The organism is Streptomyces sp. NPDC000410 (assembly GCF_040300305.1).
Lineage (GTDB): Bacteria > Actinomycetota > Actinomycetes > Streptomycetales > Streptomycetaceae > Streptomyces.
In genome coordinates this window covers 93,205-101,720 of sequence record NZ_JBEPDM010000026.1, presented here as the reverse complement: position 1 = coordinate 101,720, position 8,516 = coordinate 93,205, and the positions used below count along the sequence as shown (strand labels likewise).

At 70.5% G+C, this 8,516-nt stretch carries 8 protein-coding genes and 1 pseudogene; 3 read left to right on the top strand and 6 right to left on the bottom strand.

Annotated elements, in window-relative coordinates; all coding sequences use genetic code 11:
* Positions 1-304: 304 nt before the first annotated feature.
* Positions 305-502, bottom strand: coding sequence for a hypothetical protein (locus ABT342_RS24030; protein ID WP_351577458.1), 198 nt, complete (start codon positions 500-502; stop codon positions 305-307).
* On the bottom strand, positions 499-876 hold the full coding sequence (locus tag ABT342_RS24025; protein ID WP_351577455.1) for a hypothetical protein: 378 nt from the start codon (positions 874-876) through the stop codon (positions 499-501). Before ABT342_RS24025 ends, ABT342_RS24030 begins: the two co-directional genes overlap by 4 nt.
* Positions 877-1,000: 124 nt before the next feature.
* Here ABT342_RS24025 and ABT342_RS24020 point away from each other — a divergent pair, with 124 nt between their 5' ends.
* Positions 1,001-2,182, top strand: coding sequence for an NsdA family TPR-like regulatory protein (locus ABT342_RS24020; RefSeq protein WP_351577453.1), 1,182 nt, complete (start codon positions 1,001-1,003; stop codon positions 2,180-2,182).
* Here ABT342_RS24020 and ABT342_RS24015 read toward each other — a convergent pair.
* Positions 2,163-2,825, bottom strand: coding sequence for an HAD family hydrolase (locus tag ABT342_RS24015; RefSeq protein ID WP_351577450.1), 663 nt, complete (start codon positions 2,823-2,825; stop codon positions 2,163-2,165). The two genes, ABT342_RS24020 and ABT342_RS24015, sit on opposite strands and share 20 nt — an antisense overlap.
* A gap of 367 nt (positions 2,826-3,192) precedes the next feature.
* Here ABT342_RS24015 and ABT342_RS24010 point away from each other — a divergent pair, with 367 nt between their 5' ends.
* A complete protein-coding gene (locus tag ABT342_RS24010) occupies positions 3,193-4,065 on the top strand; it encodes an NAD(P)-dependent oxidoreductase (RefSeq protein WP_351577447.1) in 873 nt (290 codons plus the stop codon).
* Between the two features lie 158 nt (positions 4,066-4,223).
* On the opposite strand, the gene ABT342_RS24005 is transcribed toward ABT342_RS24010, so the two are convergent.
* Positions 4,224-4,541, bottom strand: a complete 318-nt coding sequence (locus ABT342_RS24005; protein WP_351577444.1) for a winged helix-turn-helix transcriptional regulator — start codon at positions 4,539-4,541, stop codon at positions 4,224-4,226.
* Here ABT342_RS24005 and ABT342_RS24000 point away from each other — a divergent pair.
* A pseudogene (locus tag ABT342_RS24000) lies at positions 4,501-4,947 on the top strand (imine reductase family protein); the annotation flags it as partial. The gene ABT342_RS24005 and the pseudogene ABT342_RS24000 overlap by 41 nt on opposite strands.
* 106 nt (positions 4,948-5,053) lie before the next feature.
* On the opposite strand, the gene ABT342_RS23995 reads toward ABT342_RS24000, so the two are convergent.
* Together ABT342_RS23995 and ABT342_RS23990 are read right to left on the bottom strand one after the other, a co-directional pair.
* On the bottom strand, positions 5,054-5,608 hold the full coding sequence (locus tag ABT342_RS23995; protein WP_351577442.1) for a hydrolase: 555 nt from the start codon (positions 5,606-5,608) through the stop codon (positions 5,054-5,056).
* A 62-nt stretch (positions 5,609-5,670) separates the two neighbouring features.
* Entirely contained in the window at positions 5,671-8,478 is a 2,808-nt protein-coding gene (locus ABT342_RS23990) for an alpha/beta fold hydrolase (RefSeq protein ID WP_351577439.1), read from the bottom strand.
* Positions 8,479-8,516 lie beyond the last annotated feature (38 nt).

The window sequence follows — 8,516 nt, the reverse complement described above, 5'->3', positions numbered from 1 at the left end:
AACGTCCTGTGGGCGATGATCCGTGACGGTGCGTGCTACCAAGCCACACCACCGGTCACGGCAGCGGCTTGACATCAGCATTGGGAAGCTCCTTGGGTGTGTGCTCGGCCCGGGGCCCTTCCCCGCGCCGTGGTGCACGTGCTGGGACCCGCAGGCCCGTCTCCGCCTCGGCCGTTCGACCTGTCCAGGGTTTCGGCCGGGGCGGGAGTCTTATTGCCTGCGCTCCACGCACGGGGCAGGCGAACGCTTTGCAGTCGAGGGTGCGGGCGTCCGGATTGCCGCGGGCCCATCCGGCGCCGTGTGCTCACGGTTTGGGGAGGATTCCTGCCGCGATGGCGGCGGCCTTCTCGTCTTCAGTGGCGGGTCGCGGCCTGTCGATCAGAACGGATGCCTCGCGGCGTGCGAAGCGGACGCGGACCATGTCGCCGCCGAGGTCCATGACGACGACGCCTGTGCCGAGGCCGTACGGCTCGTACACCACGTAGTCACCAACGCCGATCATCGGCCGCACTCCTTCACCATGGCGGGCCCGAGGGCGTCTTCGATGGCTGCCCGAAGCGCAGGCGCGTCGGTAAGCCATTTGTCCTCCCCGGGGCAGATCCGCCAATGGGGGCCCGGTCCCTGCGTGCGGCGCCGCGGGGGCATCACCAGATGGCTGTCTGCACCGAGCGCCCGTGTGTTGGGGACATCCCAGCCAGCCGCCGAGCCGCCGGCCACGAACCAGTACAGGGCCAGTTCGTGGCGGTCTTGGAGCACGGCTCCGGAGCGGTCCCCGAGTACGCGCATGGCGACCAGGCCGACGCTGTGCGGTACGCGGATGGCATCCCAGGTGCCGCCTGCGGCCTCAAGGGTGCAGTGATTGATGGTCCGTGGCATGAGGTTCGGGCTCCTCGTCCGGCTCGTTGCGTGGTTCGCTCAGAGTGGACGCACGGGACCTCACTTGCGAGGAACAGCACGTGTCGCTGCCGGTTACGCCTCGCAGCAAGCCCTCGCCAAAGCTATGGCCACAGCAGCGGATCAATTCGGCATCCGCGGCATGGCTATCGGCGTCCGCCAGATCCGGCGCTGGGAATCAGTGAACCCGCCGTGGCCCTATCCCGATGCGCAGAGGGTGCTCACCCACCTGCTCGGACAGGACATGGAATCCCTGGGATTCACCCCACCCAGCGGCCGGTCCACAGGTCCGGTTCGCCGCAATCTGGTCGCGGCGACCGTCGCAGCTGTCGGGCTCGCCACGGTTCCCGCGCAGGCCGCACACGGCGTTCAGCCAGCCACCGTCGGCGCGGACTTCGAAGCTGTCACCCGTTCCCACCGCCGTCTGTACTGGACGGTCGCGCCGGCCACCCTGCACCCTGCGGTGCTTGAGCATGCGAGGCTCGGCTGCGCGCTGCTTCAGGAGACCGGAGAGGGTACGCGGCAGCGGATCGCCGCGGCGCTCGCCGAGTCCTACCTGCTCGCCGGACGGATTGAGTTCTTCGACATGCGACAGCCAGACGCCGCATCGGAGACGTGGCTGCGCGCGCTCCAGGCCGCGGGCGAGGCCGACGATCCGCTGCTCGGAGCGGCGATCCTCGGCCACACCGCGTTCATCCCGGGCTGGTCGGGTGACCGGGATCGGGCAGTGGAGCGTATGCGCGCCGCCCGCACCTACGCACGCCGAGGGCCGGCCGGCGCTGAGTTCTGGGCGTGGCTCGATGCGGTGGAGGCCGAGTGTGAAACCAGGTGCGGTGACACGCGCACCGCGCTGCACCTGATCGGGCACGCCGAGGACGTACTCACCGCCGGCGCAGAGCACACCTCGCCTGTGTGGATGGACTGGTTCTCTCCGGGGAGGCTGGCGGCGTTCAAGGGCAACACGCAGCTGAAGGCCGGGCATCTGCCGCAGGCTCGGGACACGCTACTCGGAGTGCTGGAGGAGCTGCCTGCGGACGCGGACAAGCAGCGCACCGTTGTCCTCGGCGACCTCGCGGCCGTAGAAGCCGCGGCGGGGCGCCCGGAGGAGGCATGCGAGTACGCGCTCCGGGCGCTCGAGCAGCTTGCTGTCACCTGGTACGCGACCGGCATGGACCGGGTACGCGAGGTACGCAAGGCGCTCGACCCGTGGCAGCACGAGCGCTGCGTGCGTGACCTGGACGACCGGCTCTACGGTTGGTCGACAACCGTCAGCGCGCTTGCGCGTTGAACTTCACGATCTGCTCGGCGAGTTCGGTGAGGTTGTCGACCCGCATGGTCGGCAGCGTCACCGCGTCGGCGGTGTTCCACTGGATCGTGGCCCACGGCCCGCGATGCACCAGCGCGGTGCGCATACCGGCTTCGATGGCCGGGCGGATGTCGTTGTCGACGCGGTCGCCCACGTACAGGATCTCGCCCGGTGTGAAGGGGACGGCGTCGGCGACGCGCACGAAGAACTCCGGGTCGGGCTTGCTGGCGCCCCAGTCGTCGGAGGTGCCGATCAGATCCACATCGGCCATGAACAACTCCCGGAGGATGCCGCCGGCGCGGACAGTCTGGTTGCCGGCGATGCCGAGCCACAGGCCGTCCGCACGCAGCTGGGCGAGGGCGGGGCGGACGTCGGGGTAGAGGTCGCTCTCGTCGAAGTGCTCGGGCTGCCCGGCCGCGGCGCGGGCCTCGCGCTCCTCGTACAGGTCGAAGCCGGGCTGAAACTCCTGGAAGACCTCGCGGTAGTCGCACCCCTGGGCGATGACGGCGCCGAACATGGCGGCGAAGGTGTGACGGGGCACGTTCAACCAGTCGGCCCATGTGCCGTACTCGCGGGTCTCGTCTACTAGGCATTCACCGACGTCGAAGACCACTGCGCGAATCATGCTGGTGATCCTAAGGGGAGCCTTCGACGCACGGAAAGCGCCCCCTCCCGCGCGAGAGGGGGCGGTTCCTTCAGCGGAGGGGCGTCTTGCCGATCATCGGTCGAGCCAGATGAGCGTGCCGGTGAGGGTGATGGCGGCGAGGCAGCGGTCGGGGCGATTGTCGTAGCGGGTGGGGATGCCGCGCCATTGTTCGAGGCGGTGGAAGCAGCGTTCGACGACGTTGCGGCGGCGGTCATGCGAAGCGGCCCTCCCATACGCACCCGCAGGTAACCACCCACTTTGCAGTGCGTACTTGCTGGAACATCGGGATCGGCCTGAAGGTGAGGAGAGCACATCCGACCGCAAAAGCACATGAACAGGAGCATCTGTGGGCAAGACAGCAGTTACCGTCATCGGTCTCGGCGAGATGGGGCGGGCGCTGGCCGGCGCCCTGGTCACCGCGGGACATCCCACGACCGTATGGAACCGCAGCGCCGCCAAGGCCGACGAACTGGTGGCGCGTGGTGCCCTGCGCGCCGCGACGGTCGAGGAGGCAGTCCTCGCCAGTCCGCTGACACTTGTCTGCCTGCTGGACTACGGCGCCTCGGACGCGGTACTCCGGCCCGCCGCGGGCTCCCTGCGCGGCCGCACCCTGGTCAACCTCACCAATGGAACACCGGCGCAGGCCCGGGAGGCGGAAGCCTGGGCGACCGGTCAGGGCGCGTCCTACCTGGACGGCGGGATCATGGCGGTTCCCTCGACGGTCGCGACCTCGCAGGCATTCGTCCTCTACAGCGGTCAGAAGCGGCACTTCGACGCGCACGAGGAGACCTTGAAGGCCCTGGGGACGCCCAAGTACCTCGGCGCCGACGCGGGCATCGCCGCGCTGTACGACCTGGCGCTGCTGAGTGCGATGAGCGTGATGTTCGACGGCTTCTTCCACTCGGTCGCCATGGCCACCTCGCACCACGAGGGCAGCGCGGCCGGTTTCACGGAACTCCTGGTGCCCTGGCTGACGAACATGGCGCAGGTGATGCCCGCGTTCGCCGCCGACGTCGACTCGGACGCCGAACCGGTCCTCGTCCAGGGACTCGACGTGGTGCTGGCCGGCGTACGCAACATGGCACAGGCGTCCCGGGACGCGGGAGTGCGCGCCGACTACTTCGAGCAGTCCGCGGCGACACTGGAGAAGCGGCTCGCCGAGGGCCTGACCACCTACACCGCACCCGACGCGGTGCGACGCCTCAGGGCATCCGAATGATCCGCCGACCCGATGCCCCGTTCGGGACGACCACCGCACCTCACCACCCGCGGTAGCCACTTTTTTGTGGGTACTTGGCGGTGGCCGGCAACGGGGAGATCCTGGTGAAGGGCGGCCGGAGGGCCACCGGGAGGGATGTGGGGTGACTGTGCGATGCGTCAGGAGGCCGACCGGGCGTCGGTGAGCTTCTGCAAGCGGCGGTGGCCCCAGTCGGAGACGGGAGCCAACGCCTCGGAGAGTTCCCGGCCGAACGCGGTCAGGGAGTAGAAGGTCTTCAGCGGAAGTACGTCGTGCACCTCCCGGTGCACCAGTCCGTCGGATTCCATCTCGCGCAGCGCCTGGGTCAGCACCTTCTCGCTGAGGCCCGGCAGCCGCCGGCGCAGTTCGCCGGGGCGGTGCGGACCGGATTCCAGCAGCCAGAGCAGCGTGGCCTTCCACGACGAGCACCGGCCCGTCCTGGAGGCGTTGGGCGGCACGCATACCCACCTCGGTGAGGACATCGGCCGGGCGGCGGCATACGACATCGCGCTGCTCGACATCTTCTGGACCGCCATGGCGGGCTATGCCCACGCCGTGGCGGTGGCGCAAGCGGAAGGGATCACCGCGCGCGAGCTGGCTCCGTTCGCCAAGGGGATCGGCGACCTGTTCCCGCCCCTCTTCGAAGGACTCGCGGCGGAGGTGGAGGACGACACGTCCTCCGACGAGGGCAGCCCTCTCACCTCGGTCGCGTCGTCCATGGCGCATATCGTCCACACCTCCGAGGCCCATGGCATCGACGCGAGCGTGATGCGCGCGGCAGAAGGCCTGGCCCGCCGGGCCATCGGGCAGGGATACGGCGCTGACGGGTTCATACGGGTCGCCGAACTGCTCGGTCGCCGTTAGGGACACGGGGCGCCGGCCGCGAGCGCATCGGGCACGAGCAGCGGCTGAGGGCCGCACCCCGTGCTGGGGTGCGGCCCTCGGCCTGTGTGCTTACGAGGTCCGGCGTCTAGCGGATGTAGCGCCCGTCCAGGTACTTCCTGGCCAGTTCGAGGTAGCGGGGGTCCTCGGAGTTGCGGATCAGCTCGAAGAAGAACATCTCCCGCGTGATCAGGTGCACCCCGAGCTGCCGCAGGCGCTCCAGGCCCAGCTCGTGGTCCGCCCGGTTGCGGGCGGAGACGGTGTCGGCCAGCACGAACACCGTCTTGCCCTGCTCCAGCAGGCTCAGCGCCGACTGGAGGACGACGACGTGGGTCTCCGCACCGGCCAGCACGTACTGGTCCCGGTCGGATGCCGCCACATGGCGTGCGATGGACTCCTCGCGCAGGAAGTCGAAGTGCTCCTTCTCCAGCCGGGGCGCGCCCTTGGCCGCCTCGTCGAGCGACAGGGACGGTCCGCCCAGCTTCTTGTGCTCGGTCAGCAGCAGCGGAAGGTCGAACTCCCGTGCCACGTCCGCCACCCAGCAGGTGTTGTGCAGCAGTTGGGTGCCTTCCAGCAGCAGCGGGATGAGCTCCAGCTGCATGTCGAAGAGGACGACCGCTGCCTTGTCCTTGCGTACCAGCATGTCCCGCAACCAATCCATTTCCGTGAGGGGTCGAGCGTCCGGATGTCGTACGGCGTTACGGGTCAGCCCCGCTCGGCCCAGAACTCCGTCAGCGTCTTGTTGAAGGCCCGCGCCGCGGTGAGCGGCACGTAGTGGCCGTGGTCCTCGAACTCGTGCACCCGTACCCCGGGGATCCTGGAGTACTGCGCGACCGCTTCCGTGTCGAGGACGCAGTCGTCGAGTCCGCGGATCACCAGGCAGTCCGCGGTGATGTCCGGGAGCCGGTCGACGACGTCGAAGTCCGTCAGGGCCGTGTAGTAGCAGCGCAGGATGTCCATGGAGGAGTTCGCGCTGAACCTCTCGGCCACGTTGCCGCCCCCGCCGAACACCGCTTCCAGCAGGCCGCCGTGCACGCGCAGCTCCTCGCGCAGGTCGAGGGTGCGCTCGAAGGCGTCCTCGCCGTAGCGGGGCGCGCAGCTGACGAGGGCCAGCGAGGCGACACGCTCCGGGTGCCGCAGGGCGGTCAGGGTGGAGATGCAGCCGCCCAGGGACCAGCCGACCAGGTCGGCCGGGCCGTCGACGGTGTCCCGCAGGAAGTCGGCCACCTCGTCCGCGAGCGCCTCGAAGGAGAAGTGCTCCTCGTCGAGGGGGAGGTCCTTGTGCCCCGGGTACTCGGGGACGTAGAGGGTGCGTCCCTCCCGGAGCAGGGCCGGGATCTGCTGGGTCCACGCCCGCTTGTCGCAGTTGAGCGGGGGGAGCAGCAGGGTGGGCCGGCCCGTGTCGCCGTACCGGGACCACCGGGCCGGCGGCATGTGGCCCGCCCGGCGTGCCGTGTCCGCCGCGGCGACCGCGCCGGTGCGGGCCGGTGGTTCCTGCCGCGGCCCGGCAGGCCGGGCGACGATGGCGGCGGCGAGGTCGGCCACCGTCTCGTGGCGGAAGAGGTCGTGCGCCTTGATGGGGCTCCCGGCCTTCTGGTGCGGGCTCAGCAGCTGGATGGCCGAGAGCGAGTCCAGGCCGAGCGAGACGATCCTGGTGCCGGGTACGACCTGGTCCGTTCCCTCCTCGAAGCCCAGCAGAGCCGACAGCTGAGCGCACAGTTGGCCGACGACAGCGTCGTCCACGGGTTCCGGCTCGGGCTCCGGCTCCGGCTGCGGCTCCGGCTGCGCCTGCGGCTGCGGGACGTCCTGCGCTTCGTCGATCACCCAGTGCCGCCGCTTCTCGAAGGGGTAGGCGGGCAGCGCGATCCGCGCCAGGTCGGCCGGGGCGTCGAGCCGCCGGATCAGGGCGTGGCTGTCCTGCGCCCGCCAGCGGGTCACCAGGTCCCGCAGGTCGTCGTCGAGGCGGTTGGTGTCCGCGGTCCGGGGCGCCGGGCCGTCCTCGCCGTCCTGGCCGTCCCGCGTCAACGCGTCGAGGCCGGCCAGGAGTTCGTCCCGGGTACGGGCCACGACCACCCGCTCGTGGGTGTGGCGCGGGCGTCGCAGCAGCAGCTGGGACAGGTCCCAGAGCCGGTCCTGGCCCAGCTCGGCGGCCAGCTCCCGGTAGCGGTGGGCCAGCGCCGTGAGGCTGTCTCGCGACTCGGCCGACAGGCAGAAGGGCAGCGCCCGCCCCGGGCGGCGGTCCACCGCGTCCCGCGCCGGCGGGACGGGCAGCTTGCGCAGGACCACGTGCCCGTTGGAGCCGGTGAAACCGAAGGCGCTGATGGCGCACAGCGGCTTGTCCTGCGGCCACGGCAGCGGTTCCCGGTTGACCGCGAACGGCGCGACGTCGAGGTAGGAGACCTCCTCGTCGGCCGCGGCCACCGGCGGGATGGTCTCCTCCCGGAAGGCGAGCAGCGCCTTGACGACGCCCGCCAGGCCCGAGGCCACCAGGGTGTGCCCGATGAGTGACTTCACGGCGCCGAGGTGGCAGCCGTCGCCCCCGGCCCGGCGGAAGGCGGACCTCAGGCCCTCCAGCTCGATGGGGTCGCCCAGCGGCGTCCCGGTGCCGTGCGTCTCCAGATAGGCGATCTGCGAGGCGTCGATCCTCTCGCGCTCGTAGAGCTCGGAGATCAGCCGGGACTGCGCCCGGGAACTCGGCGCCATCAGGCCGTTGGTGGTGCCGTTGTGGTTGGTGCCGGTCGCCTCGACCGCTCCGTAGATCCGCAGCCCCCGGGCGCGGGCCTCGTCGTAGCGCATGACGACGAGCGACGCGGCGCCCTCGGCCGGGACGAATCCGTCGGCGGCGTCGGTGAAGGGCAGCGACGCGCCCTCGGGGGAGCTCATCCGGGAACGCTGCGCGAAGCGCAGCACCTCCGGGGTGCTGAAGACCGATACGGCGCCGACGACCGCGGCGCGGCACTGCCGGGCCCGGACGTTGAGCACCGCCTCGTGCAGCGCCGCCAGCGACGAGGAGCACGCGCTGTCCAGCGTGATCGAGGGGCCGTTGATGTCGTAGAAGTAGGAGATACGGCCCGACAGCGTCGAGGGCGCGTTGCCCTGGAAGCTGTGGGTGCCGTACACGATGTCGTCGCGCTGCGCCACCAAGGAGCGGTAGTCGCCGGGCAGCCCGGCGACGAACACGCCGCAGTCCAGGTCGCGCAGGTCCGCGGGCGTCAGATAGCTGTCGTCGACGGCGTGCTGCACCGTCTGCAGCAGGATCCGCTGCTGCGGGTCCATGCACTGCGCCTCGTTCGGCGAGATGCGGAAGAACCGCGCGTCGAAGTCCTGGTGCCCGTCCAGGAAGCCGCCGGTGAAGGAGGCGGCGTCCTCCTCCCCCGCCCAGCGCTCGGTGGTGCCCACGGCGCTGCGGCCGAGCCGCAGGCGGCCCCAGTACTCCTCCAGGCCGTCGCTGCCGGCGAACCGGCAGGCCATGCCGACCACGACGGGGGTGTCGTCCTCAAGCAGCTCGTCCATGCCCACTCTCGATTCCCTGGAGCGCCGTTTCCTTGCCG